The sequence below is a fragment of the Pseudonocardia ammonioxydans genome (assembly GCF_900115005.1).
Classification (GTDB): Bacteria; Actinomycetota; Actinomycetes; order Mycobacteriales; family Pseudonocardiaceae; genus Pseudonocardia; species Pseudonocardia ammonioxydans.
In genome coordinates this window covers 1-2,451 of the sequence record NZ_FOUY01000129.1, presented here as the reverse complement: position 1 = coordinate 2,451, position 2,451 = coordinate 1, and the positions used below count along the sequence as shown (strand labels likewise).

Sequence of the window (2,451 nt, the reverse complement as noted above, 5' to 3'; positions counted from 1 at the left end):
CCGGACCATCGTTCAGGCCGTCGATCCCGGCTCCCTGCTCGGCATCGCCGCCGGCGACCAAGCCGAACTCGCCGACACCGCCGCCGACGCCGGCAGACGACTCCGCACGGCCCTCGACTCACTCGCATGACCAAGACCGCCATCGCTGAGTAGATCCGCACGCAGCGCCCCCACGACACCCGGGCGGTCCCGACATGCGCAGGGCGAGCGCCCCGGCGACGCTTCACAGCACAACGGGCTTACCGCCGTCTCTATGCAACAACCGGTTGATGGCGGATAGTTGCCGCATGAGCGACGTGATCTCGGCTCCGGCCGCGGCCACACGCGGCGCCGCCCGATGGGACCGGGCCGACAAGTTATCCATCCTCGGCATGGTCGGGTTCGTCGTGCTGCTCAACGTGGTGGGCTGGGCGGTGCTGGTCCTGGTGATCGCCCCGCAGAACCTGGCGCTGGGTAGCACCGGGGTGTTCGGGGTCGGACTGGGATTCACCGCGTTCCTGCTCGGGGTGCGCCATGCCTTTGACGCCGACCACATCGCCGCGATCGACAACACCACCCGCAAGCTGGTCGGCGAAGGCAAGCCCGGCCTCAGCACCGGCTTCTGGTTCTCGCTGGGCCACTCCAGCGTGGTGTTCGGGCTGTCGCTGCTGCTGGCGCTGGGGGTCAGCGTGCTCGTCGGGCCGGTTCAGGACGAGAACTCCCAGCTCCAGCAGATCCTCGGGCTGATCGGCACCATCGTGGCCGGGGTGTTCCTAATCCTGATCGGGCTGATGAACCTGTTCGCTGTGATCGGCATCGCCCGGGTGTTCCGCCAGATGCGCGCCGGCGGGCTCGACGAGGCCGAGCTGGAGCGCCAGCTGCACAACCGCGGCTTCCTGGCCCGCCTGCTCGGCCGGGTGATGCGCCGGGTGAGCAAACCCTGGCACATGTACCCGGTCGGGCTACTCATGGGACTGGGCTTCGACACCGCCACCCAGGTCGCCCTGCTCGTGCTCGCCGCCGGCTCCGCGCTCACCCTGCCCTGGTACGCGATCCTCGTCCTGCCGCTACTCTTCGCCGCCGGAATGAGCCTGTTCGACACCGCCGACGGCATCTTCATGGCCCGCGCCTACGGCTGGGCATTCCTCAAACCCGTCCGGAAGGTCTTCTACAACCTGACCGTCACCGTGCTCTCCGTCATCGTCGCACTGGTCGTCGGCGTGATCGTGCTGATCGGGCTGCTCGTGGAGAAGCTCGACATCGACACCGGTCCGCTGGCCGCCATCGGCACCCTCGACCTGAACTACGTCGGCTACACCGTGGTCGCCCTGTTCGTGCTCACCTGGCTCGTCGCGTTGGCGATCTGGAAGTTCGGCCGAATCGAGGAGCGCTATAGCACCGCCACCAGCCCGGGCAGCCAGAGCCCAGGCCATGACCACACCGTCGACCAGCACCAGCTCGAGCAGGCCACAGCGTTCTCAGGCCGCGGTGAGGCTGCCTGTGCTGATCAGCAGGACCAGTAGAGAGATCGGGACGCCGAGGTCACTGACCAGGATGACCGTGATAGCGGGCGCGTAGTTGTGATCACGCACGATCTCCACGATGTGGTTGACCGCGGCAAGGAGCAGAAACAGGCCGCCGGCCTGCGCGCCCACGATCCAGGCCGCCGGTGCGTCCTGGGTGGAGGCATAGATCCCGCCCAGGCCGATCGCGGTGCTGGCGAAGCCGACCTCGCGCTGGAAGCCGTTGGTCTGCCAGCCGAAGCCTTTCGCCGTGGCGCGAGCGAAGAGCGTTTGCGCGACCGCCCCGCCGACGATGCCTGCCCGGCGCCGAAGAACAACACCCAACGCAGCGCCAACTCGTCGAACGGGATTCCAGCGTCGGTGCCCAGCGCCGGCACCCCCAGGATCGCCAGCACGAACGCGACAACGAAAAGCCACGACAGGCAGACAGGCCGATCACAAGAGCACCGTTGCGGGCCGCGGACGCAGTATTACGAACGACGCCCCAGGCTCTCCGGACACACCGGGGCGGTTCAGGCAGCCCTCATCACACGATGGCGGACAACCCACTCGCCGATGCCAGCATCCTCAGGATCCCCACTGCGACTCCCACGGCCGCGTGCGATGCCCAGACCGGCCCGAGCGGCACGGGAGGACCGGTGCCTGTCAACAATGTCGGTCATCGTTGATCAGCTCTTCGCCAGTGCGTCGTCGAGCGCACGGGTCAGATCGCCGTAGGACTTCGGGTTGAGCTGCTCGCCGTTGACCAAGAACGTCGGCGTGCCCCGCACACCGAGGGCCAAGCCATCCTCGCGGTCGGCGAGGACACGTTCGCGAGTCGCAGGGTCGTTATAGGTCGCGTCGTAGCGCGCCAGGTCGAGGCCGAGCTGCTCGGCGTATCCGCGGAAGCGATCGTCCATCGGGACCTGCTGTTCGCCCCACTCCTCCTGGGTCTCGAACATCAGCCGAT

General features: G+C 67.6%; 3 protein-coding genes. 1 reads left to right on the top strand and 2 read right to left on the bottom strand.

The window, feature by feature from the left end; all coding sequences use genetic code 11:
• Positions 1-287: 287 nt before the first annotated feature.
• Entirely contained in the window at positions 288-1,502 is a 1,215-nt protein-coding gene (nicT, locus tag BM093_RS34555) for a Nickel transporter NicT (RefSeq protein WP_197720156.1), read from the top strand.
• On the opposite strand, the gene BM093_RS34550 is transcribed toward nicT, so the two are convergent.
• Positions 1,458-1,826 carry a DUF6790 family protein gene (locus tag BM093_RS34550; RefSeq protein ID WP_093357633.1) on the bottom strand — a complete coding sequence of 123 codons (369 nt, stop codon included), beginning with the start codon at positions 1,824-1,826 and terminating at the stop codon, positions 1,458-1,460. The two genes, nicT and BM093_RS34550, sit on opposite strands and share 45 nt — an antisense overlap.
• 344 nt (positions 1,827-2,170) lie before the next feature.
• Positions 2,171-2,451 (bottom strand): DsbA family protein (locus BM093_RS34545; RefSeq protein WP_177238898.1); only part of this gene is annotated, 281 nt, incomplete at its 5' end.